The organism is Rhodococcus sp. JG-3 (assembly GCF_000482405.1).
In the GTDB taxonomy this organism is placed as follows: Bacteria; Actinomycetota; Actinomycetes; order Mycobacteriales; family Mycobacteriaceae; genus Rhodococcoides; species Rhodococcoides fascians.
In genome coordinates this window covers 2,994,839-3,018,218 of the sequence record NZ_KI519398.1, presented here as the reverse complement: position 1 = coordinate 3,018,218, position 23,380 = coordinate 2,994,839, and the positions used below count along the sequence as shown (strand labels likewise).

20 protein-coding genes and 1 pseudogene are annotated in these 23,380 nt (G+C 63.9%); 4 read left to right on the top strand and 17 right to left on the bottom strand.

What is annotated here, in order from left to right:
- Positions 1–12: 12 nt before the first annotated feature.
- From K414_RS27150 to dapB, 3 genes and pseudogenes are all read right to left on the bottom strand, one after another.
- Positions 13–231, bottom strand: a pseudogene (locus K414_RS27150) (flavodoxin); the annotation flags it as partial.
- Between the two features lie 5 nt (positions 232–236).
- Positions 237–656 (bottom strand): hypothetical protein, encoded by a 420-nt coding sequence (locus tag K414_RS0115695; protein ID WP_072692106.1) that lies wholly within the window; start codon positions 654–656, stop codon positions 237–239.
- Positions 657–706: 50 nt separating this feature from the next.
- A complete protein-coding gene (gene dapB / locus K414_RS0115690) occupies positions 707–1,465 on the bottom strand; it encodes a 4-hydroxy-tetrahydrodipicolinate reductase (protein WP_027496797.1) in 759 nt (252 codons plus the stop codon).
- Positions 1,466–1,558: 93 nt separating this feature from the next.
- Here dapB and K414_RS0115685 point away from each other — a divergent pair, with 93 nt between their 5' ends.
- Positions 1,559–2,347: an ATP-binding cassette domain-containing protein gene (locus K414_RS0115685; protein WP_027496796.1), complete on the top strand. Its 789-nt coding sequence runs from the start codon at positions 1,559–1,561 to the stop codon at positions 2,345–2,347.
- 3 nt (positions 2,348–2,350) lie between these two features.
- Here K414_RS0115685 and K414_RS0115680 read toward each other — a convergent pair whose 3' ends face one another.
- The 6 genes from K414_RS0115680 to K414_RS0115655 form a co-directional block, all read right to left on the bottom strand.
- Positions 2,351–3,457, bottom strand: coding sequence for an alcohol dehydrogenase catalytic domain-containing protein (locus tag K414_RS0115680; RefSeq protein WP_027496795.1), 1,107 nt, complete (start codon positions 3,455–3,457; stop codon positions 2,351–2,353).
- Between the two features lie 116 nt (positions 3,458–3,573).
- Positions 3,574–6,252, bottom strand: coding sequence for a glucosidase (locus K414_RS0115675; protein ID WP_237606188.1), 2,679 nt, complete (start codon positions 6,250–6,252; stop codon positions 3,574–3,576).
- 24 nt (positions 6,253–6,276) lie between these two features.
- Entirely contained in the window at positions 6,277–8,226 is a 1,950-nt protein-coding gene (locus K414_RS0115670) for a putative nucleotidyltransferase substrate binding domain-containing protein (protein WP_027496793.1), read from the bottom strand.
- Positions 8,216–9,763: a GMC family oxidoreductase N-terminal domain-containing protein gene (locus K414_RS0115665; protein WP_027496792.1), complete on the bottom strand. Its 1,548-nt coding sequence runs from the start codon at positions 9,761–9,763 to the stop codon at positions 8,216–8,218. The genes K414_RS0115670 and K414_RS0115665 overlap by 11 nt, the downstream gene beginning before the upstream one ends.
- Before the next feature lie 12 nt (positions 9,764–9,775).
- Entirely contained in the window at positions 9,776–11,287 is a 1,512-nt protein-coding gene (locus K414_RS0115660; RefSeq protein ID WP_027496791.1) for an amino acid permease, read from the bottom strand.
- Between the two features lie 24 nt (positions 11,288–11,311).
- Positions 11,312–12,838 carry an aldehyde dehydrogenase family protein gene (locus tag K414_RS0115655; protein ID WP_051365132.1) on the bottom strand — a complete coding sequence of 509 codons (1,527 nt, stop codon included), beginning with the start codon at positions 12,836–12,838 and terminating at the stop codon, positions 11,312–11,314.
- A 212-nt stretch (positions 12,839–13,050) separates the two neighbouring features.
- On the opposite strand from K414_RS0115655, the gene K414_RS0115645 reads away from it, so the two are divergent.
- Positions 13,051–13,305: a hypothetical protein gene (locus K414_RS0115645; protein WP_027496789.1), complete on the top strand. Its 255-nt coding sequence runs from the start codon at positions 13,051–13,053 to the stop codon at positions 13,303–13,305.
- A 127-nt stretch (positions 13,306–13,432) separates the two neighbouring features.
- The gene (locus K414_RS27145; RefSeq protein ID WP_051365130.1) at positions 13,433–14,356 is read left to right on the top strand and encodes a YdcF family protein; all 924 of its coding nucleotides are present in this window, start codon (positions 13,433–13,435) and stop codon (positions 14,354–14,356) included.
- On the opposite strand, the gene K414_RS0115635 is transcribed toward K414_RS27145, so the two are convergent.
- Positions 14,350–14,943, bottom strand: coding sequence for a TetR/AcrR family transcriptional regulator (locus tag K414_RS0115635; protein ID WP_027496788.1), 594 nt, complete (start codon positions 14,941–14,943; stop codon positions 14,350–14,352). The two genes, K414_RS27145 and K414_RS0115635, sit on opposite strands and share 7 nt — an antisense overlap.
- Positions 14,944–15,024: 81 nt before the next feature.
- On the opposite strand from K414_RS0115635, the gene K414_RS0115630 reads away from it, so the two are divergent.
- A complete protein-coding gene (locus tag K414_RS0115630) occupies positions 15,025–15,504 on the top strand; it encodes a DUF4188 domain-containing protein (RefSeq protein WP_032370831.1) in 480 nt (159 codons plus the stop codon).
- Positions 15,505–15,515: 11 nt separating this feature from the next.
- Here the strand turns inward: K414_RS0115630 and nuoN are convergent, their stop codons facing one another.
- Genes nuoN through nuoH form a run of 7 tightly spaced genes read right to left on the bottom strand, consistent with a single transcriptional unit; the run spans position 15,516 to position 23,376 of the window.
- The gene (nuoN, locus tag K414_RS0115625; RefSeq protein WP_051365129.1) at positions 15,516–17,078 is read right to left on the bottom strand and encodes an NADH-quinone oxidoreductase subunit NuoN; all 1,563 of its coding nucleotides are present in this window, start codon (positions 17,076–17,078) and stop codon (positions 15,516–15,518) included.
- Positions 17,075–18,613 (bottom strand): NADH-quinone oxidoreductase subunit M, encoded by a 1,539-nt coding sequence (locus K414_RS0115620; protein WP_027496785.1) that lies wholly within the window; start codon positions 18,611–18,613, stop codon positions 17,075–17,077. The genes nuoN and K414_RS0115620 overlap by 4 nt, the downstream gene beginning before the upstream one ends.
- A complete protein-coding gene (nuoL, locus tag K414_RS0115615) occupies positions 18,610–20,481 on the bottom strand; it encodes an NADH-quinone oxidoreductase subunit L (protein WP_027496784.1) in 1,872 nt (623 codons plus the stop codon). Before nuoL ends, K414_RS0115620 begins: the two co-directional genes overlap by 4 nt.
- Positions 20,482–20,497: 16 nt before the next feature.
- A complete protein-coding gene (gene nuoK, locus K414_RS0115610; protein WP_027496783.1) occupies positions 20,498–20,797 on the bottom strand; it encodes an NADH-quinone oxidoreductase subunit NuoK in 300 nt (99 codons plus the stop codon).
- A complete protein-coding gene (locus K414_RS27140) occupies positions 20,794–21,561 on the bottom strand; it encodes an NADH-quinone oxidoreductase subunit J (RefSeq protein ID WP_037219294.1) in 768 nt (255 codons plus the stop codon). The genes nuoK and K414_RS27140 overlap by 4 nt, the downstream gene beginning before the upstream one ends.
- Entirely contained in the window at positions 21,558–22,103 is a 546-nt protein-coding gene (gene nuoI, locus K414_RS0115600; protein ID WP_027496782.1) for an NADH-quinone oxidoreductase subunit NuoI, read from the bottom strand. Before nuoI ends, K414_RS27140 begins: the two co-directional genes overlap by 4 nt.
- Positions 22,096–23,376: an NADH-quinone oxidoreductase subunit NuoH gene (gene nuoH / locus K414_RS0115595; protein ID WP_032391636.1), complete on the bottom strand. Its 1,281-nt coding sequence runs from the start codon at positions 23,374–23,376 to the stop codon at positions 22,096–22,098. Before nuoH ends, nuoI begins: the two co-directional genes overlap by 8 nt.
- Positions 23,377–23,380 lie beyond the last annotated feature (4 nt).

Sequence of the window (23,380 nt, the reverse complement as noted above, 5' to 3'; positions counted from 1 at the left end):
TGAAACACTCTAGTGTTTCAGGGCACCGCTCATGTAACCGAAGTTCGCCGGGGTACCGAAGAGAAAGCCATCGGCGGCAAGCACATCCGGGACTGTCGCGCCGAGCGCAGGCACACTGCGCACGTCCACACCGCTGATCTCGGGATCACGGGCTCCGGCGAGGACCGATTCGAGCAGTTCCCGCATCGGCGGGCTCGGTGTGTGGTGAACGATCAGCAGAGTGCGCGCCATGTCCGTCAGCTCTCGGCACGTTCCAGTGCCACAGCACGTTTCATCGTCTCGCGAGCTCGCCCGCGATCACCCGCGTAATCGTAGGCCCGCGCCAGTCGATACGAATTTCGCCAGTTGTCGGGGTCTTTTTCCCATTCGGCCTTGACCTGTTGGAAGAGTTCGTCGGCCGCGTCTCGTTCGATGCGCCCCGACGGCCTCCTCGGCAGATCGTCGACGTCGAGTTCGAGGCCTTCCTCTCGGATGCGCGACGCCAGCCGCTGATGGTCCAATCCTGCTTTGAGCGTCGCCCACACGATCCACAACCCGACGATCGGCAGCAGAATGACCCCGATCCCCAGGGCAATACTGGCCACCCCGCCGTTCTGGATCAACGTCACTCCGCGCTGTCCGAGCAGGAAGAAGTAGAAGCCGAGGATCAACACCATCACTGCAATGATGGCGACGACTTTGGTCGCTTTGTTCACTGTCGATCAGCTCACAGATCCAGAAGCGGGTCGAGGCCGACGGTCAGCCCCGGACGGGCAGCGATCTCTCGGACTCCGAGCAGTACGCCGGGCGCAAAGGACGTCCGGTCCAGCGAGTCGTGTCGGATGCTCAGCGTCTCGCCCTGTGTCCCCAGCAGAACCTCTTGGTGCGCAACGAGTCCCGCCAGTCTGATGGAGTGCACGCGCACCCCGTCCACGTCGGCTCCGCGAGCACCGTCGAGCTCCGTCGTCGTCGCATCGGGACTCTTCGGGGTGCCCGCTGCCGCCCGCGCTTCGGCGATCAGCGCGGCGGTACGGTACGCGGTCCCCGAGGGCGCATCGGCCTTGTTCGGGTGATGCAGCTCGATCACCTCGACGGAATCGAAGAATCGGGCTGCCTGCTGAGCGAAGCGCATCGACAGCACCGCTCCGATGGCGAAGTTCGGTGCAATCAACACACCCGTCTGTGGCGATCCGGCCAACCACTCACGAACCTGCTCGAGCCGCTGCTCGTCGAAACCCGTCGTACCGACGACAGCATGGATGCCGTGCTCGACCAAGAACTGCAGGTTGTCCATGACCACATCGGGATGGGTGAAATCGACGACCACCTGCGCACCGCTGTCGACGAAGTTCGCCAGCGGATCGCCCTGGTCGACAGTTGCCACGAGCTCCAGATCGCCGGCAGCGTCGACTGCGGCGCAGATCGCCTGACCGACCTTGCCGCGTGACCCCAGTACCCCTACTCGAACAGGTGCCGTTGCACTCACGTCGTTCCCACACTCGTTTCGTCGTCGTCTTGTCGTCCTACCGAAGACCGAGCCTACTTCCAGGCCCCCGACACCGGCAGCTACGGTCGGTCGGTGAAGTCCAGCGTTCTGTTCGCCGACCGCGTCGATCTCGTCCGTGGCGGCCGCTATCTCCTCAGCGATGCGACCGTGCGGGTCGACGAAGGCGAGCACTGGGTGTTGCTCGGTGCCAACGGTGCCGGCAAGAGCACCCTGCTCAGCTTGCTGGGAGCCGTCGTCCATCCCACGCGGGGCGCGGTGCACGTACTGGGCCACCGCCTGGGCCGAGTGGACATGCGCGAATTACGCACGCACATCGGACACGTCGACCCTCGTCTGAAGATCGACGCCCCGCTGACTCTGCTCCAGGTCGTCCTGACAGGACTGACCAACACGCCCGATCTGATCCCGAGATGGTCGGCCACCGAGGACGAGGTCGCTCGCGCCCACCGGCTCGTCGAGTCGCTGGGAGTCGCCCACCGCGTGGACGCGTCGTGGCACACCCTCTCCCAGGGCGAGCGGGGCCGGGCACTGATCGCTCGCGCACTGCTGCCCGATCCGGCGCTGCTGCTACTCGACGAACCCGCCACCGGCCTCGATCTCGCTGCCCGCGAACAACTCCTGACGGCGCTCGACTCGCTGCGTGCCGAACATCCCGGGCTCGCCAGCATCCTGGTCACCCACCATCTCGAGGAAATCCCCACCTCGACCACCCACGCATTGCTGATCCGCGACGGGCGCGTGCACGCTCAGGGGCCTGTCGACACGGTGCTGACGACCGACAACATCAGCACGTGCTTCGACCATCCGATCCACATCTCTCGCCGTCGCGGGCGGTGGGTGGCCACCGCGGCCCACCGCTGACGGTCAGTCGAAAACGATGACCTGACGGATGGCGTTGCCGTCGGCCAATTCGTCCATGCCGCGATTGATCTCGTCCAACGTGATGCGCGAGGAGATCAGCTTCTCGACGGGCAGTCGACCCTCGCGCCACATCTGGGCGTACTTCGGAATGTCGCGCGCCGGGACGGCCGAGCCGAGGTAACTACCGATGATCGTGCGCGCCTCGGCTACCAGACCGAGAGGAGAGATCGACGAACGGGCGTCGGGAGCAGGCAGGCCGACGGTGATCGTCCTTCCGCCGGGAGCCGTTGCCGCGACTGCAGTCTCGAATGCACGGGCGTTGCCCGCTGCCTCGATGACGATGTCCGCCTTGATCCCCTTCTCTGCGAGATCCGCAGGTGAATAGACCTGCGTTGCACCCAGATCGGTTGCGGCGACGAGCTTGTCGGGGACGCCGTCGACACCGATGACCTCACCGGCACCGATCGATACCGCGGTCAGTACGGCCGCCATGCCCACTCCGCCGAGGCCGACCACCATCACCGACTGCCCCGGCTTCGGAGTCCCGGCGTTGAGGACAGCGCCGCCGCCGGTGAGCACTGCACAACCGAGGACCGCTGCGATGTCGGCTGGGATGTCGTCGTCGACCGGTACCACCGACTTCCTACTGACCACTGCGTGTGTGGCGAAGCCGGAGACTCCGAGGTGATGCTTGATCTCGGCACCGTCGCGGTGCAATTTGATGTCTCCGCCGAGCAACGTGCCCGCATTGTTCGACGCGCTTCCCACGACGCAGGGCATCTGGCCGTCCGTGGCGCACCCGGCGCAGTCACCGCAGCGCGGCAGGAACGTCATGACCACACGGGTTCCGACTGCTATGTCGTCGGCGCCCGCGCCGACTTCCTCGACGCGGCCCGCGGCCTCGTGGCCGAGCAGCATCGGTACCGGACGAACGCGATTACCGTCGACCACCGACAGATCCGAGTGGCACAGTCCGGCGGCTTCGATCCGGACGAGCAGTTCCCCGTCACCCGGTGAGCCCAGTTCGAGATCGGAGACGGTGATGGGATGCGAGTCCGCGAAGGGACGAGATCGGCCGATTTCTTCGAGTACAGCGCCGCGAATCTTCATCCCGCCAGACTATGCGGCTGCGCCGCATGTGCGTGGATTTGGAGTGGAGCCCGCGGAACGACCCGAAAACACTTCGTAGCCCACTACGAAGTTCCACTCACATGGGCCGCAGGCCATCACAGCGGCAGACGTGGCCTGAGCAGGTGCGCAACCAACGCCGTCCAGCCGGTTTGGTGTGTTGCTCCGAGTCCCTCGCCGGTGTCTCCGTCGAAGTACTCGTTGAAGGTCGGGTGCTCACTCCACAGTGGATCGGAACTCGATTCGATCCGCCGACCGTCGGCAGGCCGCTTGCCGTCGACAGGACGGAACAGTCCTGCCAAGCCGTTGTCGATCAAGTCTGCGGCATCGGTGAGAGTGCGATGGTTTCCCGAGCCGGTGGGAATTTCGATGGTGAACGAGTCGCCGTAGTAGCGCCCGTAGGCGCGCAGCTTGTCCGCCAACAGCACGTTCACCGGGAACCACACCGGCCCTCGCCAATTGGAGTTGCCCCCGAACATTCCGGTCCGTGACTCCCCCGGCTCGTACTCGATGGACAGGCTTCGACCGTCGACGTCGAACGTGACCGGCTCGCGGTACGAAGCCGACAAGGAACGAATACCGAACTCCGACAAGAACTCTTCCGAGTCGAACATGCGAGAGAGGATCCGCTTGAGACGTTCGGGCTGCACGAGGGTGAGCAGAAGGCGCACCTCATTGCCTTCCCGACGCGCCAGCAGCGGTGAGACCATTTCCGGCCGACGGTGCTGAACCCACCGCAGCCGCGCCGCGAGGTCCGGGCACTCCGCCTCGACCCAGGGCGGAATTTCCGTGGCCCCGAGAATGGGAAGCAGACCGACCATGGATCGCACTCGCATCGGTACCGCGTCGCCCTCTGGTTGGACGAGGACGTCGTAGAAGAATCCGTCTTCCTCGTGCCACAGCGAGATGTGCTGGGAACCGAACGAGTTGACCGCCTTCGCGATCGAGAGGAAATGCGAGAAGAACTTGGTCGCGACGTCGTCCCAGGCGCTGTCGTGGCGCGCGAGCTCGAGTGCGATCTTGAACATCTGCTGGCAGTAGAACGCCATCCAACTCGTGGCGTCGGACTGTTCCAGACGGAAACCGGGCGGCAGCGGAGCGGAACGATTGAACAATCCGATGTTGTCCATTCCGAGGAATCCACCCTCGAAGATGTTGGACCCCTCGGAGTCCTTTCGGTTGACCCACCACGCGAAATTGAGCAGCAGCTTGGTGAACACCCGGACCAGGAACTCGCGATCCTGGTACCCGTCGATCCGATAGACGTGCCAGGCCGCCCAGGCGTGGACCGGAGGGTTGACGTCGCCGAACTCCCACTCGTAGGCCGGCAGTTGGCCGTTGGGATGCATGGCCCATTCCCGGCACATCAGGACCAACTGCTCCTTCGCGAAGTCCGGGTCCACATGTGCGAGAGGAATAGCGTGAAAGGCCAAGTCCCAGGCGGCGAACCATGGATATTCCCACTCGTCGGGCATCGAAATCACATCGGCCAGTGCGAGGTGACGCCAATGGGCGTTACGGCCCTTGGGGTCCTGACGCGAGTGCGGCGCCGGGGCTCCCACCTTGTCGCCCTCGATCCACTGCTCGACGTCGTAGCGGTAGAGCTGCTTGGTCCACAACAGCCCCGCATATGCCCGGCGCGCCACGTGTCGATCGGCATCGGTGAGGTCCGCACCGATCACTGCGCCGTAGAACTCGTCCGCCTCCGCACGACGGTCACCGGTGACCGCGTCGAATCCCGCACCGAACGTCTGCTCGTCCGGCCGATGGGGCGACAAGCGCAGTCGCACCGATTCGGTTGCGCCCGAGGCGATGTCGTCGAATCTATACCAGAATGCAGCCTTCGTTCCGGTCTGCTCGGGGTTCACCGCACCCTGTTCGCCGTCGACGACATGTCGGCCGATGCCGTCCTTGGGGTACTTCGACAGGTTGTCCTGCCCCCACAAGGACTCTGCATTGGTTTCGTTGTCGCAGAACAACACTGACGGCGACCCCTCGGCGCTGAGGTAGTACCGACCGAGAAAGCCGTGATCGGCTGCAACGGCCTCGAGGCCGCCGGCCAGAAGTTCCGGTCGGGTCAGCTGGGTGAGCGATCCGCCGCGATCGTCGCGCCCCCACGACCAGGTGTTGCGCAGCCACAGTTGCGGCAGCAGATCGACCGATGCCGCCTCGGGTCCGTGATTGGTGATGGAGATCGTGATGCAGATGTCGTCGGGCGACGCTTTCGCATACGTGACCTGAACGTCGAAGAACCGGTTCTCGTCCAGGATCCCGGTATCGGCCAATTCGTATTCGCGGTCGTCTCGGCCGCGTCGGGCACTCTCCTCGCGCAGGTGCGCGTACGGATACTCCGCATGCGGGTAGCGGTAGAGCCACTGCATCCAACTGTGCGTCGGAGTGCCGTCGATCGCCCAGAAATACTCCTTGACGTCCTCGCCGTGATTCCCCTCCTCGTTGGCCAACCCGAAGAGTCGTTCCTTCAGAATCGGATCCTTGCGATTCCACAGGGCGAACGCGAAATTCAGGAAACCGAATCGATCGCAGATTCCACCGATTCCGTCCTCACCCCAGCGGTAGGCACGCTTGTGCGCCTGATCGAACGGAAACGACGCCCACGCGTTTCCGTCCTCGGAGTAGTCTTCGCGCACCGTGCCCCACTGCCGTCCCGCCAGGTACGGTCCCCACTGACGCCATGGCCCGCTGACCCCTGGTGACTCCGCCAAACGGTTGTGTTCGACGGTGGACGGGGTGGGAACGCTCACGGGATTGGTGGTCACGGCACACAGTCTGGTGCTTCCCGGTCAGCGATGCACGCCGACATTGGCGGCGAGGTACCCGACTCGGCGTTGCACCGCGGCGATCTCTCGGATGCCGTCGGTGAGCAGACTGCGCTCGAGCGGTGAGAGATCGGCCATGATCAGCACATCGCCGGGCCGATGGCCTGCCGTCATCTGATCGATCTGGTGTGACAGCCGCAGCCGTTGAAGCAACGCGAACACCTCGGTCAACGTGGTGACGTCCCGTTCGGAGAGCATCCCGTTGCCCGACGCGGCCGCCAGACGCGCCGGTGTCGAGGCCGAGGCCATTCCGACCGACAGTCCACCCCACCGAGCGAGATTGACGATGGGAGTCAGTGCATGGGCCTTGAGGTCGAACGTACCGCCGCGCCGCGCCAGCACGTCTCGCAGCGAACGCAGCCGGGCCCGTCCGGCGAGGGCATCTCTGAGTTGCAGTCGCAGTGCATCGGGGTTGTCGACCAGCAGTCGGCGATAGGCCTGGGGAACCGTGTTCAACTCCCTCGGGCCCCACACCACCCTGCCGTCGATCATCAGCGAGGACATGATGAGGCCGGAGTCCCCAGCCGGAGTGGAGCCTGCGGAACGACCAGGGGTTCCTGCTTTGCCACGATCGCCGAAGGGGTTGCTGAGCCAGTGGGCCGCGGCACTTTCCCACTGTCCGGCCGAGCGTGCGAATCTCGGCGAACTCGCAACCGCACCGTTGGTGTCGGACGGCAACCCGGCACCGTCGAGGCTCGCGTGTACCCGAGCGGCCAGGCCCATCAGCACTTCGTCGCGAGTTCTCGGCACCGAGTTCGATCGTCCACGCACGTAGGGGTCGGCGGTGGTATCCGACCAAGTCAGAGCGCTGTCGACGTCCGAGGAGGGCATCGCCTCCCGACGGGCGACGCTGCCCAGGGTGATCCAGGCGAAGTTGTGTCGCGGTACTTCGGGCCGCGCCGCCCATTCGATCTCCACGGCTCGGCGAACGAGGCTGTCGACCACGACGGACAGAATCGCGCTGACGGCCAGGGCGTCGGTCCCACCCCGGAACAGGTCCGCCACCAATCCCGGAACGAGCCTTCCTGCGTCGGCGAGTTCGGCCGATGTCGTTGCCGAGGTCACCGCGCGACGAACCACGAAGCTGCGACGCGTGGACGCGGCATGCAGATCGGAGTCCTCGACGACGCCGAGTACCTCGCCTCGGCTGGACACGACGGGCATGTGCCGCAGTCCCAGCTCGAGCATGTCCATCAGGACGGTGCCGGCCAACCGGTCCGCGGTGACCGTCTCTGTGGGCGACGTCATGACGTGCTCGACCGGGGTGTCGACGCCGATTCCCGCGGCGACCACCCGCACCCTGAGGTCACGGTCGGTGAATATTCCGTAGCGCGAACCTCGCAGCGGAACCAGGACGTACGAGCTGCCCTGCTCGGTCATGTGCCGAACTGCGTCTCGGACGGAGGTGCCGACGGAGACGAACACCGTTGGGGCCGAGAGCAGTTCGCCGACGGCGCGGCCGGCACTACCCTCGGCCGCCCCACCGCGATGCGTGCTGGCCGAGGTGACGGCGTCGGCCAGAAACGCCAGCCCGGTCGGCGTTGCGAACAGCGGTCGAATCAGCTCTCCGGGCAACCGAAGAACGGTACTCGGCTCGGTTGCGCGCGCACAGAATTCGACCGTCCCGCCGACAAGCAACGCCGAGAAACCGAAGACCCCGCCCGGACCGATGGTGTCGATCGGTACGGCGGCGGGCGAGGTGTCGTCGGAGTGCACGATCACCACTCGACCGGTACGCACCACCCACACGGTGTCGGCCACATCGAGCTTCGACGTCGGGCCCACAACCCATGCGCCACTGACATAGTCGAGTTCGACGGCTGCTCCGGCGATGTCGGTCAGTACCGCAGGTGACGCGCCTTGGAACGGTGGGTGCGCGCCGAGGAAGTCGGCAAGCTCCGATCTATCCGCCACGGATCAGGTCGGCGCACTTTTCCGCCATGGTCATGACCGTGATGTTGGGATTGACATACGGCAGCTTCGGCATCGCCGACGCGTCGACCACGCGTAGGTTCGAGATGCCCTTGACGCGCAACTCGGGATCGAGCACGGCCATGGTATCGTCCACCGATCCCATCCGCGCCGTGCCTGCCGGGTGATAGACCGTGTTGTGGGTCTTGTGCACGTAGTCGAGCAGATCATCGTCGGTGACGGCATCGGGCCCGGGGGCGAGTTCGCGTTCGATCCAACCCGCGAGTGGACCGTCTGCGGCGATAGCGCGCGCCAGCTTCAGCCCGGCAAGCATCACCGCGTCGTCATGGCCGTCGGGATCGGTGAAATAGCGCGGATCCACCTTGGCGCGATCGCGGAAGTCTCTGCTGCGCAACCGAACAGTTCCCCTAGAACGACCCTGAGTGACGTTGGGCGTCAAACAGAACCCGTTGTCGGTGGTCGGATAACCCCACCGGAGGGTGTTCATGTCGAACGGCACGCTGCCGTAATGCATCATGATGTCCGGGTAGTTCAGCGACGTGTCGGTCTGTGCGAACACCCCGATCTCCCACCACTGCGAGGACGTGGTGACCATCGGCTTGCTCGCCTCCCAGAACACCAGTCCCTCGACGTGGTCGTCGAGGTTCTCACCCACGCCGGGCGAGTCGACCCGAACGGTGATTCCCATCTCCTGCAGCTGTGCCGCCGGTCCGATTCCGGAGAGCATCAACAACTTCGGAGTGTCGATGGCACCGGCGGTGACGATCACTTCGCGTCGCGCGGACACGGTGTCGTAACCGGTCAGGTCAGGGCGTTGGTACCGCACACCCGTCGCAGTCAGCGACTCGTCGATCAGGATCTCGCTGATCCAGCAGTCGGTGCGCACCTCCAGGTTCGGCCGCGAGCCGATGATCGGATGCAGGTAGGCATGGGACGTCGACATACGCGACCCGTCCTCACCCGCATTGATCTGAAACCAACCCGCGCCGTTGAGTACCGGCGTCCCGCGATTGAATGCGACTGTCGGAAGGCCTATTCCGGCGGCCGATTCGAGCACTGCCGCACCGCAGGGATCGTGCGGCGGCACGTCGCGTATCCGCACGGGTCCGTCGTGACCGCGGCCGGTGTCGTTGTTCTCCACGCGCGCAACGAAAGGAAGGATGTCCGACGCGCCCCAGCCCGTCGCGCCGGCCGCGGCCCAATCGTCGAGAGTTTCGGCCGGCGGATGAAAAGCGATGCAGGAGTTGTGCGAAGAGCAACCGCCGAGCACTTTCGCACGCGCATGCCGCATGAAGCTGTTGCCACGTTCCTGCGGCTCGACGGGGTAGTCCCAGTCGTAGCCGGAGTCGAGCAGATGCATCCACTCGACGAGTTCCAGGATCGCTTTGTCGCCGATGTCGGTGGGACCTGCCTCGACGAGGCAGACGCTCACAGAAGGATCTTCGCTCAGCCGCGCGGCCAGGACGCACCCCGCCGTGCCACCTCCTGCGACGACGTAATCGAACTGGGTGTCTGTCACTGCACGCTCCTTCTAGTTGCCCGTGGAGGCATGTGATTTCAGAGTGCCGATGTGCTTGCGCCCCTTGAGTGCGTACCACAGCAGGCCTACGCCCAGGATGCCGCCGATGTAGACGAACGCACCGAACGTGTTGTACCAGGGGGTTCCGTACACGGCCTCGCGCGGCCAGGCGAGGTTGAGCGCCATCCCGGCACCCCACACCACCGCCGCAATGTTGACCGGCAGGCCGAACTTGCCCATCGTGAAGTATCCGCCGGGTTTGAGATCCTCCGGCGGCCACTCGCCTTTGATGCGCTTGACCAACAGTGGTCCGGTGACCATCAGATACGCGAGATAGATCATGATGATCGCGATCGAGGTGAGGACCGTGAAGATCTGCGGCTGACCGATGTTGACGACGAGGATCACGATGGCCAGCACGCCGATGGTCACCGCGGGCACCACCGGGGTCTGGGTCTTGGGATTGACCTTGGCCAGATTCTCACCGAAGGGCAACGCGTTGTCTCGCGCCATGGCGAACGTGAGCCGGATCGCCGCGGTGTGTACTGCCAGTGAGCAGACGAAGACCGCAATGACGATGCAGATGAGGAAGACGGTGCCGAGCGGGCCCCACATCACCGATTCGACGATGGATTGCAGGCTGCCGTCGGGGCTGCCGAGGGAAGGATCGTTCAGGTCCGGCGCGGCCATGACGGCGAACACCAGGATGGCTCCACCGATGACGAACGACGCGAGGATGGCGCGAAAGATCGCTTTGGGGGCGGTGCGCCGAGGTTCGACGGTTTCCTCCCCGAGCGAGCTCGCGGTGTCGAATCCGTACATGACGTATCCCGACGCCAGCGACGCCACCAGGAAAGCACCGAGGTAGCCGCCGCTCTCACCGGCACCGTAGCCGTTGGTGGAGAAGAACACCTCGGGTCCTCGAGTGATGTTGGCCGCGAGCAAGATCGCGATGAGCACGGCCGCGATGAGTTCGATGAACACACCCGCACTGTTGATCATCGCCATCAGTCGAACGCCCAGCGCGTTGATCGTGGTGGTGATGGCGATCAGAATCGCACCGAGCAGCACTGCATTGGCCGCGAAGTCGGTGGCTCCCGAGCCGTCACCAATGATCTGAAATCCGCTCCAGATGCGTGGCAGATTCAGCTGCAGAGCGAGGGCAACGGCGGCCAGTGTCACGATCGATGCCGTGAGCATCAACCAGCCCGCCGACCAACCGACGATCCTGCGGCCCAACAGCTTCGCCCAGTTGTACACCGATCCCGCCACCGGATACTTCGCGGCCAACTCCATGAAGCACAGTGCCACGCAGAGCTGACCGACGAAGACCGCAGGCCACGACCACAGGTATGCCGGTCCGGCGGTGCCGAAACCGAAGTAGAACAGTTGGAAGGTACCGGTGAGAATCGAGATGTAGCTGACGCCTGCGGCGAAGCTGGCGAATTTGCCGAGACTGCGGTCGAGCGATTCCTTGTAGCCGAAATCGTCCATTCCGCTCGAATTGTCGTTCAGTATTGCCATGCCTGTGGCCTTTCCCATCGTGCTCTATCGGGTACCGAACCACCCCGCCGCTGTAGGTGAGGTGTTGTGCCAAATATGCTTCGCTTCTTGATATTCGGACATACCGGACGGTCCGAGTTCGCGGCCGTTCCCGGACTGCTTGAAGCCGCCCCATTCCGCGGCCGCCGTGTAGACACCGAAGTCGTTGAGCCACACCGTTCCATGACGAAGCCCACGCACCATTCTTTCGCCTCGCGCGGCGTCGGATGTCCGAACACCCGCGGCGAGACCGTAATTCGTATCGTTACCCAGTAGAAGCGCCTCGGCCTCGGTGTCGAATCGCTCCACAGTGAGTATGGGCCCGAACGTCTCGTCTTGCACGATATTCATCGACCGATCGCAGTGATCGAAGATGGTGGGCAGGAAATAGCTACCTTTGCTCAAGGACGGATCGTCCGGCTTGGTACCTCCTATGACCAAGGTGGCCCCCTCCTCGATACCCGTCGCCACGAAGCCTTCGATCTTCTCGCGCTGCGCCTGCGACACCAGAGGTCCGGTCTCGCTGGCCGGGTCCATACCCGGCCCCATCACGATGGTCTTCGCACGCTCTGCCACGGCGGCCACGAACCGGTCGGCCACTGATTCCTCGATGATCAGTCGGGTACCGGCCGAACACACCTGACCGGAATGCAGAAACACTCCGGTCAGCACGTTGTCGACCGAATCGGCGAACGACTGCTCGTCGGCCACCGCGTCGGCGAAGACGATATGTGGATTCTTGCCCCCGAGTTCCACCGCCACCTTCGTGACGTTCTCCGCGGCCGCGGCAAGAATGTGCCTGCCAGTGGCGAGTCCGCCGGTGAAGGAGATGAAGTCGACGTCGCGGTTCCTGGTGAGCGCATCTCCGAGCGTCGCGCCGCTGCCCTGCAGCAGGTTGACCACACCGGCAGGCACTCCCGCTTCTTCCACGAGCTTGGTGAACGCGATGGTGCTCAGTGGCGTCACCTCGCTGGGTTTGAGCACCATGGTGCACCCAGCAGCCAAGGCGGGGGCGATTTTCCACGAGATCTGCAACAGCGGGTAGTTCCAAGGCGCGATCATCACGCAGACACCGATGGGCTCGTGCACCACTCGGCTCAGAATTTCCGGACGGTCGACGTCGATCAGTCGATCTGCCTGCACCACAGCGAGATCGGCGTAGAAGCGGAACACCGAGGTGACGTCGTCGATATCGATCTCACTCTCGCCGAACGTCTTTCCGGTATCGAGGGTCTCGATGTGCGCCAACTTCGCCTTGTCTCGTTGGAGCAAGTCCGCGATGCGATTGAGCAGATCACTGCGCTCACCCACCGTCACCGAGCGCCACGGGCCGTCGTCGAACGCAGCCCGAGCCGCGGCAACGGCAGCCAGGGCATCGTCGGGTGTCGCCTCGTCGACGACGGCCACGACGCTGCCGTTGGACGGATCGACGATGTCGCGGGTCCCGCCGTCACCGGCTTCCTGCCATTGCCCGTCGATGAACAACGACGGCCGCAGTGAGCTCGGGTCGAATCCTGCATCGGAGTCGGTCACTCGACACCTTCTTCCGTGTGGGGGCCTGTTGGTGTGTCTACGGTATGCCTCAGCGGCCGGTGACTCCATCGATCTGTTCTAGAACAATGATTGTCGAACATGCGTCGACAACTCGCAGGGGCTCGAGTGGAGCCTGCACGACGACCAGTGCGAATCCGGGATCGGGGACCGAGCAACAACCCATTCGGACAATTCACACTACGGTGGGATTCATGACAATCGAAGATGTGGGCGGCAGGCGAACGGTGACGGCGGATGAGCTTCTTCTGTTGGTGGGTGATCATCTCCTCATCGAGGAGGGTGTCCCGACCGGGTTCATCGAGAGCGCTGGACAGGTTGCCGAGAACGTGGCGGTGACGGTCACCGATGGCGTCGACGGAACCACCACGACCGAGCGCGTTTTTCTTCCCGACGCCGAGGTGACCATCGAACCAGCCGACCGCGGACGCGCTCCGGTCACGATGTGACGATCGAGTTCAGCCGACACCGAAGTACATTCCTGTAACTCGAGCAACTCGGATCACACCAGCCACACTGGCACCGAACTGAGCTAGGGTGACGAAAACCCATCATCGTTCAGGAGGGCAGCCGACAATGCGATCCGACCGACAACAACCGTCGATTCGCGTTGCCGTGGTCTCCTGTGTCGCCGTGTTCGGGCTCGCCATGGGATCCAGTTCGGCGACGGCCGAGCCCGCTGCGCCGATCTCGACCCCAACGATTGCCGACGCAGTACGTTCGGCCGACGCGCAGCAGTACAACGATGCGCAGAATGCTCTGGTCAAGGGTCGCTACGAGGCCGGTTTCGCCGCACTGGACGCGGTTGCCACCGCCGCACCGAACGATGCCAATGTGGCAGCACTGCAGACGTTCTACGCCAACGCAACCGATGATGCCGACGCACGTGCGCAGCACTCGGCCCGCCTGCGCGCCCTGTCTCCCCCGCTTGCCGATGCGGTGGATCGGGCTATCGAAGTCATCGACGAGGCGGCGACGGAGACGATCGACTTCGCGCCTGCGACCGATGGCGTGAGGACGGCAATCGTGGTGCTCGGCCTGGGCCTGAACGACGACGGCAGTATGGCACCGGAATTGGTGCAGCGACTGAAATCCGCTGCCGCGGTCGCCGAGCGTTCCCCCGAATCACCCATCATCGTCACCGGTGGAAATCCGCAGCGCGGCGTCACCGAAGCCGAAGCGATGAAGAAGTGGCTGATCGACAACGAGATTGAGGCCGACCGCATTCACGCCGAGTCCACTGCGAATTCGACGGTGCAGAATGCGCAGCGCGCCACCTCACTGGCCGCTGAGATCGGTGCTGTGAATCTGGTGCTCGCAACAACTCCCAGCCATCTTCGGCGAGCGATCTCCGACTTCGAGATCGCTGGTGCCGACGTGATCGGTGCCGCCACATCCACCCCCGACGATCTTCCGGCCCTGCCCGCGCTCGCTCCGACAGCACGGTTGGGTATGACCGTCGACGCCACCAAGATCATCGGGATACCGCGCACCTACTGACGCATCCACCCGCGCAGCACAGACGCCGCCCCGGCGTCGAACATCACCCGACGATCCTCGTCGTCGGCCATCCCGGGTATCGACAACTCGAGCGACACCAGACCGTGCACGATCGCCCAGAACGAGTGGCTGATCACGTCCACCGACGCGCCGCTCATCGTGCCTGCCTCGACGGCGCTCGCCACCGCCGCCCGAAGCGGATCCATCGCGGCGGCCGCGAGGTGTGCTTGATCGGATACGTCGACCGAACCGAGCACTCCGCCGAACATCACTGCGTAGAGGTGTGGGTTGGCCATGGCCCAGCGGCGGTACGCAAATGCCAGTTCGCGCAGGTCGACCTCGGATTCCCCGGTGACAGGAACGCTGCGTTGCGCGTCACCGAAACTCGAGAACGACGCGCCGAACAGAGCCACCAGCAGCTCCGCTCGACCGCCGAACAGCGAGTAGATGGCCGTGGTCGAGGTGCCCTGCGCGGCCGCGAGTTTACGCAACGACAACGAGTCGACGCCATGGCGCGCAACGGTTTCCGCTGCGGCTTCGAGTAGCCGGGTGCGCAGTTCGGCATCGTGAATTCTGGGTCTCGCCACTTGCGAAATCTATCACAACAGTGTTTTATAACAGTGTCACGCCATGCGCTCGGCCCCGAAACGAACAGACGGGAACACGTCATGCAATCCATCATCGACGGCCGCACCACGGTCGAATCCGACCGCGACACCGTCACGGTCTTCCTCATCGGAATGCGCATCAACAATCCCCTTGCCGTTCGGTCCTGGCTTCCCGCCGCGCGCGCGATGCCGCGGATGCTCAGCCACCTCGAGCAGGATCCCACCTCCGGACTGCTCGGCTACCACTCGTGGTTGGGCCGCACCACCATGCTCGTCAGTTACTGGCGCAACGCGGAAGACCTGACGCGATTCGCCTCCGATCCCGACGCACCACATGCCCCCGCATGGCGTGCCTTCAACCGATCGGTCGCTGCGACCGGCCATGTCGGCGTATGGCACGAAACCTATACCGCGACAGCCCAGGACAGTGAAGCGATCTACGTCAACATGCCGACATTCGGCCTCGCGGGAGCCATCGGTGGAATCCCCGTGGGCACCGGCTCGCACACGTGGAAGCAGCGAATGAAGTCCGCTAAGTAGGCCTGTACGAGCTAGAGGAAGTTCCCGGCCCGCGCGGCGATATCGAGAACGGGCTGAGGAAAGACTCCCAGTGCCACGGTGACGATCACCGACACCCCGATCGCACAGGCCACCGGCGCGGTAGGACGCACCACCGTGGCGGTCCGTTCGCTGGGTTCGGCGAAGAACATCAGCACGATCACGCGCACGTAGAAGAACGCTGCAATCGCACTGCACACCACTCCGACCACGACCAGTGCGGCTCCCCCCGCACCCGAGGCTGCGCTGAACACCGCGAACTTACCGATGAACCCACTGGTGAGCGGGATCCCGGCGAACGAAAGCAGGAACAAGCCGAACACAGCGGCGACGAGCGGCGAGCGGCGACCGATACCCGCCCATCGCTCCAGGTCGCTCACCTCACCGCGTTCGTCTCGGGCCAGACCGATGACGGCGAATCCACCCAGCGTGCTGAAGGCATAGGCAAGCAGGTAGAACATCGTGGCCGACACCCCCGAATCACGTACATCACCCGAACTACCCAGCGCAGTCACTCCGGTGAGGATGAACCCGGTGTGCGCCACGGACGAGTAGGCCAGCATTCGTTTGACGTCGGTCTGCGTCACCGCGACAACCGAACCGAGCACCATCGTCGCGATAGCGATCACCCACAACATCGGACGCCAACTCGACTCGAGACCGGGCAGCGCCATTCCGAAGATTCGCAGAATCGCACCGAAGGCCGCCACCTTGGTCACGGTGGCCATCAGCGCCGTCACCGGAGTAGGGGCACCCTGGTAGACGTCGGGAATCCACGAATGGAAAGGCACGGCACCGACTTTGAACAGCAGACCCACCGCAAGCAAGGCGGTTCCGTTCAGCGCGAGCGATCTGCCCTGGCCGTTTGCCGTGATGGCGTCGGCGATTCCGTCCAATCGGACCGTCCCGGCGTAGCCGTAGAGGAACGCGACTCCGAACAGGAAGAACGCAGACGAGAACGCGCCCAGCAGAAAGTATTTGAGGGCTGCTTCCTGAGAGAGCAGTCGTCGTCGTCTCGCCAGTCCGCACAGCAGATACAGCGGCAACGACAGCACTTCCAGCGCCACGAACATCGTCAGCAGATCCGTGGACGCCGGAAACAGCAGCATGCCTCCGATCGCGAACATCGCCAGTGGAAAGACCTCGGTCTGGGCGACGCCTGCATCGATGGCCTGCTTCTCTGCCACGCTGCCCGGCGTGGTCGAGGCCTGCGGAGTGAACGAGTCGATGCGGCGCTCGGCTCCGGCCCCGGTGACGGCGACGGTGCGCTCCGCCAACAGTGCGATGGCCGGAATTGCCACGAGCACAATGGTTCCCTGCAGGAACAGAGTCGGTCCGTCGATCGCGACGGCCCCGTTCATCGCGGCTGCCTCGGTGCCGCCCAGGCCGAGCACTGCCGCGAGGGCGCCGACCAGCCCTGCCAGAGCGAGACCCACGTGGGTTGCGCGACGAGCACGTAGCGGTACGAACGCCTCGACGAGAATCCCGAGAACCGCGACACCGAAGACGATCAACATGGGCGACAGCAGACCGTACTGCACTTCGGGAGTGGTCATCGTTGACCTCCTGCACTGTCGACGATCGTGGATTGCACTGCCGGAGTGATGATGTCGAGTGCCGGTTTCGGGTACACCCCGAATACGATCAGCAGCGCAAGCAACGGGACCACCACCAACGCCTCACGGGGAACGAGATCGGAGATCTTGTCGCTGCCCTCTCGGACGGGCCCCGTCATCACCCGTTGATAGAGCCAGAGAATGTAGATCGCCGACAGCACGAGCGCACCGGTGGCCACGATTGCGGCGACGCCGTAGCGACCGAATGTGCCGATCAACACCAAGAATTCGCTGATGAACGGGGCAAGACCGGGTAGCGAGAGCGTGGCCAGACCAGAGATCAGAAACGTTCCGGCGAGCACCGGCGCGACCTTCTGGACGCCGCCGTAGTCGGCGATCGCGCGTGAACCACGACGGGACACGAGAAAGCCTGCGATCAAGAACAATGCGGCGGTGGAGATTCCATGGTTGACCATGTACAGCGTGGCACCGGCCTGACTCTGACCGGTCATCGCGAAGATGCCGAGGATGATGAATCCGAAGTGCGAAATCGAGGTGTAGGCAATGAGTCTCATCATGTCGGTCTGACCGATCGCCAGTATCGCGCCGTACACGATTCCGATCACTGCGAGCGTGATGATCCACGGGGCGAACGTCTGCGACGAACCGGGAAAGAGCTCGAGGCAGAAGCGCAGCATGGCGAAGGTGCCGACCTTGTCCACCACCGACATCATCAGCACAGCAGTCGCCGGGGTGGACTGCACTGCAGCGTCGGGTAGCCACGTGTGGAACGGCCAGAGCGGTGCCTTGATCGCGAACGCGAACATGAAGCCGAGGAACAGCGCGTTCAGAACCATCGGATCCACATCGAGTCCCCCCGATGACGCCGCATCCGCGATCGCGCGTAGATCGAACGTCCCGCCGTCGAACGGGCCGTCGGGCCTGGCCGTGACGACGTACAACCCGATGACGGCAGCCAGCATCACCAGTCCACCGAACAGGTTGTAGAGCAGGAATTTCACCGCGGCGCGCGTTCGCTGAACACCGCCGAACCCACCGATGAGGAAGTACATCGGAATCAGCATCGCCTCGAAGAAGATGTAGAACAGCAATACGTCCAAGGCGAGGAACGAGACGATCACCATGGACTCGACCACCAGGATCAACGCCATGTAGGTGTGCGAGATCCGGCGCGATCCGTAGTTCGCGATACGGCTGCCGTCGTGCCAGCCCGCGACCAGGAGCAGTGGGGTCAGAACGGTGGTGAGCATCACCAGCACGAGGCCTATTCCGTCGAGGCCGAGCGTGTAGCGCGCACCGAATGCCGCTATCCACGAATGGTCTTCGAGGAACTGGTAGCGATCGCCACCGGAGTCGAACGCGACCGCGAGTACCACCGACACCGCGAGGGTGCCGGTGGCGAACCCCACGGCGACGCCGCGCGCGATCGTCGGACGATCGGCCGGCACCAGGGCGACGACAATCGCGCCGAGTACCGGCAGAACCCACAGGACGGTCAACCAGGGCAGTGTCACAGGACCACCACCATCAGCACGACAAGAACGGCCCCGGCGAACATCGCCAACGCATAGGACCGTACGAATCCGGTCTGCAGCCGCCTCGATCGAGTCGATACTCCGCCGATCGATCTCCCCACCCCGTCCACGACCGCGTCGATACCCGCCTTGTCGGCGAATACCATTGTGTTCGTGAGCTTTTGACCGGTCCGCATGAATGCTGCCTCGTTGAAGGCGTCGCCGTACAGGTCAGCGCGTGCGGCTCTGGTCAGCACCGATACGTCCTCGGGTGGAGTCGGGGGAACGTCACGAGCGATGTACGTCCGGTACGCGACGCCTGCGCCCACGAGTACCACTGCCAGAACTGCGACCGTCACGACCCAGGCAGGTATCGCGTGTTCTTCGTGCGCCGATCCCACCACCGGTTCCAGCCACGTCTCGAGGCGTCCACCCACCGCAAGGAAGGCACCCGATGCCACCGAGCCGACGGCCAACAGAATCATGGGGGCTGTCATCGTCGCCGACGCTTCGTGCGGGTCTGCCTGCGCCGACCAGCGTTTCGGGCCGAAGAACGTCATCAGCATCACCCGAGTCATGTAGAAGGCCGTCAAGCCCGCACCGAGCAACGTGACGCAGCCCAGCACCACACCTGCCGCTCCCCCGGCCGCGAACGCGATCTCGATGATCGGATCCTTTGCGAAGAAACCGGAGAACGGCGGAACTCCGATGATGGCGAGGTAGCCGAGACCGAACGTGACGAACGTGATCGGCATCGCGGCACGGAGCCCGCCGAACCGTCGCATGTCGGTCTCGTCGTACATCGCGTGCATCACCGAGCCGGCCCCGAGGAACAGGCCTGCCTTGAAGAATCCGTGCGACAGCAGCAGCACGATGGCGAAGGCATAGCCGGACGGGCCGAGTCCGGCCGCGAGCACCATGTACCCGATCTGACTCATCGTCGAGGCGGCGAGCGCCTTCTTGATGTCGTCTTTCGCACAACCGATGACGGCACCGAACAGCAACGTCACCGCGCCGACCGTGACGGTCGCCGCCCGCGCCACCGGCGAGGCCTCGAACACCGGTCCGGATCGGACGATGAGATACACCCCGGCGGTGACCATCGTCGCCGCGTGGATGAGTGCGGAGACCGGCGTCGGGCCCTCCATCGCGTCGCCGAGCCACGACTGCAGCGGCACCTGGGCCGACTTCCCGCAGGCCGCCAGCAGCAACATCAGTGCCATGGCGGTCGCCACCGATTCACCCGCGTTCCCGATTCCCGCGAACACCACGTCGTACTGCACAGACCCGAAGTTCACGAACATGATCATCAGGGCGATGGCCAAGCCGATATCGCCGACGCGGTTGACCACGAACGCTTTTCGAGCAGCCGTCGCTGCCGATGGCTTGTGTTGCCAGAATCCGATGAGCAAGTACGACGCCAGACCGACACCCTCCCACCCCAGATAGAGGCCGAGGAAATTGTCTGCCAGCACCAGCAGCAGCATGGCTGCGAGAAACAGATTGAGGTACGCGAAGAAGCGTCGCCGCTCCGGGTCATGGCTCATGTACCCGATCGAGTACACGTGAATGAGTGATCCGACCCCGGTGATCAACAGGACGAAACAGATCGAGAGTTGATCGGCACGCATGCCGAAGTCGACCTGCAATTGGTCGACGGGCACCCAGCGGAACAGCGTGTGAGTCAGTGTTCTGTCCGACTCGTCCCGTCCGAGCATCGACGAGAACACCAGCGCCGCAACGACGAACGACGACACCGCGGCGGCCGTCGCGAAAAGGTGGCCCCACGAGTTGCAGCGCCGGCCACCGAGCAGCAGGACGGCCGCACCGAACGCCGGCAGAGCCGGGAGAAGCCACAGGATCGACATCGTTTCTGCTCCCCCGTCAGTTCTTCATCAGATTGTTCTCGTCCATCGAGATCGAGCGACGAGAACGGAAGATGGCCATGATGATCGCCAGGCCCACCACCACCTCGGCTGCAGCTACCACCATGGTGAAGAACGCGAACAATTGGCCGTCGAGATTGCCGTGCATGCGAGAGAACGCGACGAACGCGAGATTGACTGCGTTGAGCATCAATTCGATGCACATGAACACGATGATGGCGTTGCGCCTGACGATGACTCCCGCCGCGCCGATCGTGAACAGCAGAACCGACAGGTAGAGGTAATTCTCTGGATTCATCGCGTGTCACCCCCGTCCACCTTGTACTCGATGCCTCGATCGGCGAACAGTGCGTTGACGGACGAGTCCGACTCGCTTCCGTCCGGGAGCAGAGCCCGTCGATCGACGCCGTTGTGACGAGCGAACACACCGGGGCTCGGCAGCGGCGTCACCCTGGAGCCGTCACGGAACCGGTCCTGCGACATCTCCCGCTGACCCTTCACCGGTCCCAGAGCCTCCCGGTGCGCCAGAATCATCGCCCCGATGGTGGCCGTGATCAACAGCGCGCCGGTCAGCTCGAACGCCCAGACGTACTCGACGAAGATCAGCTCGGCCAGAATTTCTACGTTTCCGGTGGAGTTGGCCGCGTCGAGTCCGGCGAAATCGAGTCGCCCGGCGCGGGCCGAGTCGCGCAGCAGCACCCCGATGATCAACAGCCCGAAGCCGATTCCGATGACAACGGCCGCGATACGGTGCCCGCGCAGTGTCTCGGTCAACGACTCCGAGGTATCGACCCCGACGAGCATCAGGACGAACAGAAACAGCATCATGACCGCGCCGGTGTAGACGACGATCTGCACGACACCGAGAAACAGGGCCCCTTGGGCCATGTAGAAGGTAGCGAGAACCACCATGGTGGCCGCGAGGAACAGTGCCGAGTAGACGGCCTTCGTGCTCATCACCACACCCAGTGCACCGATGACCGCAACGACACCGAGGGTCCAGAACTGCACGGCCTCGCCGGTGGAGGTTGCCTCGAGCGCGAGCTGAACGGTGGCAGTCATCGAACCGGCCCTCGATCGGTGTCGGCCTCGCTCTCGGCACCGGTGACGGCACCGCGGTAGTAGTCCTCTGCCGAACGCCCCGGTGCCATCGCGTGCGGCGGCGGCACCATGTCCGGCTCCAGCGGTGCCAGCAGCGAATCCTTCTCGTAGATCAGGTCGGCTCTGTTGTCACCGGCCAGTTCGTATTCGTTGGTCATCGTCAGAGCCCGTGTGGGACAGGCCTCGACACACAGTCCGCAGCCGATGCACCGGAGATAGTTGATCTGGTAGACCCCGCCGTATCGCTCGCCCGGCGAAAACCGTTCGGTCTCGGTGTTGTCGGCACCTTCGACATAGATCGCGTCGGCCGGGCAGGCCCACGCACAGAGTTCGCAACCGATGCACTTCTCGAGCCCGTCGGCGTACCTGTTGAGCTGATGGCGGCCGTGATAGCGCATCTCGGTCGGCTTCTTCTCCTCCGGATACAGCTCGGTTTCGGGCTTTTTGAACATGGTGGCGAAGGTGACACCGAAACCTGCTATAGGACCGAGGAATTCAGGCATCGGCGTTCTCCTTCTGGGACGCGGCCACGGTGGACCGTGCGCCGGCGTGCCGGCTCGCGATGTTCGTGCCCTGCTTCGGAATGGGAGGTACGGGAAACCCGCCCGCCGCAGCGTCGAACGGTGCGACGGGTGCAGCAGGCGGCAGGTTTCGTGTGCGCGCGCGGCGGCGCAGTAAGAGCAGCAGCGAACCCAGGACGGCGACTGCAAAGATCGTCGACACCACGAATGTGACCAGAGGTACGTCGTATCGCCCGGCCCCCAGAACCCGCACCGTCGCGATCACCATCACCCAGATCAGAGCGACGGGAATGAGGATCTTCCAGCCGAAGTTCATGAACTGGTCGTAACGCAATCGCGGCAACGTCGACCGCAACCAGATGAAGACGAACAGGAACACCCACACCTTGGCGACGAACCACAGCACCGGCCACCACCCGGAATTGGCACCGCTCCACAGACTCAACGGAATCGGAGCCCGCCAGCCACCCAGGAACAACGTGGTCGCGAGCGCCGACACCGTGACCATGTTGATGTACTCGGCAAGCATGAACATCGCGAAACGCAAGGAGGAATATTCGGTGTGGAACCCGCCCACCAACTCCCCCTCGGCCTCGGGCAAGTCGAACGGCGCGCGGTTGGTTTCACCCACCATCGCCGTCACGTACACCAGAAACGACGGCAACAACAGGAACACGTACCAGGTGTTCTGTTGCGCACCAACGATTCCGGACGTCGACATGGTGCCCGCGTACAGGAACACCGCAGCGAACGAAAGCCCCATCGCAACCTCGTAGGAAATGACCTGAGCCGTCGAACGCAGTGCACCCAGCAACGGATACGTCGAACTCGACGCCCAACCGGCCAGGACGATCCCGTACACACCCACCGAGGTGACCGCGAGGATGTACAGAACCCCCACCGGCAGGTCGGTCATCTGAAGCGGAGTCGTAGTGCCGAACACCGACACCTCGGGACCGAACGGAATCACCGCGAAGGCCATGAAGGCAGGGACCACCGAAATGATCGGAGCCAGAATGTAAATCGGCTTGTCGACGCCGGTCGGAGTGATTCCCTCTTTCAGAGCGAGCTTGATCCCGTCCATCAGAGACTGCAACAGTCCCCACGGACCCACCCGATTGGGCCCGACGCGCATCTGCATCCACGCCATGATCTTGCGTTCGGCATAGATGGCCACGAGCGGTGTGAGCACCAGAAAAACGAAGACCGCCAGGGCCTTGCCGACCACCAGCCACCACGGGTCGGTGCCGAACATCGAC

Excerpts from the sequence above, each read along its gene's own strand:
- nuoK (WP_027496783.1), bottom strand. The coding sequence starts at position 20,797 with ATGAATCCAGAGAATTACCTCTACCTGTCGGTTCTGCTGTTCACGATC.
- K414_RS0115645 (WP_027496789.1), top strand. The coding sequence starts at position 13,051 with ATGACAATCGAAGATGTGGGCGGCAGGCGAACGGTGACGGCGGATGAG.
- K414_RS0115680 (WP_027496795.1), bottom strand. The coding sequence starts at position 3,457 with ATGAAGATTCGCGGCGCTGTACTCGAAGAAATCGGCCGATCTCGTCCC.
- K414_RS27145 (WP_051365130.1), top strand. The coding sequence starts at position 13,433 with ATGCGATCCGACCGACAACAACCGTCGATTCGCGTTGCCGTGGTCTCC.
- K414_RS0115630 (WP_032370831.1), top strand. The coding sequence starts at position 15,025 with ATGCAATCCATCATCGACGGCCGCACCACGGTCGAATCCGACCGCGAC.
- K414_RS0115660 (WP_027496791.1), bottom strand. The coding sequence starts at position 11,287 with ATGGCAATACTGAACGACAATTCGAGCGGAATGGACGATTTCGGCTAC.
- K414_RS0115695 (WP_072692106.1), bottom strand. The coding sequence starts at position 656 with ATGGTGTTGATCCTCGGCTTCTACTTCTTCCTGCTCGGACAGCGCGGA.
- nuoI (WP_027496782.1), bottom strand. The coding sequence starts at position 22,103 with ATGCCTGAATTCCTCGGTCCTATAGCAGGTTTCGGTGTCACCTTCGCC.
- nuoN (WP_051365129.1), bottom strand. The coding sequence starts at position 17,078 with ATGACCACTCCCGAAGTGCAGTACGGTCTGCTGTCGCCCATGTTGATC.
- nuoH (WP_032391636.1), bottom strand. The coding sequence starts at position 23,376 with ATGTTCGGCACCGACCCGTGGTGGCTGGTGGTCGGCAAGGCCCTGGCG.
- nuoL (WP_027496784.1), bottom strand. The coding sequence starts at position 20,481 with ATGTCGATCCTGTGGCTTCTCCCGGCTCTGCCGGCGTTCGGTGCGGCC.
- K414_RS27140 (WP_037219294.1), bottom strand. The coding sequence starts at position 21,561 with ATGACTGCCACCGTTCAGCTCGCGCTCGAGGCAACCTCCACCGGCGAG.